The sequence below is a fragment of the Adlercreutzia sp. DFI.6.23 genome (assembly GCF_024462535.1).
GTDB classification, from domain to species: domain Bacteria; phylum Actinomycetota; class Coriobacteriia; order Coriobacteriales; family Eggerthellaceae; genus Adlercreutzia; species Adlercreutzia rubneri.
Genome location: NZ_JANGBP010000664.1, coordinates 1 through 294, shown reverse-complemented (window position 1 = coordinate 294; position 294 = coordinate 1). Strand labels below are relative to the sequence as shown.

Genomic DNA, 294 nt, shown 5'->3' with positions numbered 1-294 from the left:
CCCTGGGGCTGGACGTGCCGGGCGCCGACGGCAAGAACGTCGTCTCGTCGCACGACTTCCTCGAGATGATCAACGGCCACAAGCCCGCAGGGAAGAAAGGCGCGTTCAACAGCTTCATGTGGGGCGCGGGCTCGCTGTTCCTCAGTATGTACTACACGCCGTCGTTCGCGCGCACGATGACCGAGAAGTCGCCGTGGCCCATCAGCCGCAACGTCGCCATCATCGGCGGCGGCCTTCCGGGCTGCGAGTTCGGCCACCTGTGCATGGAGACGGGCCGCACCACCGCCATCATCG

The 294-nt window shown here is 66.3% G+C and carries 1 pseudogene; it reads left to right on the top strand.

The features are described from left to right. Positions 1-294: pseudogene (locus NE591_RS14985) on the top strand (NADH:flavin oxidoreductase); the annotation flags it as partial.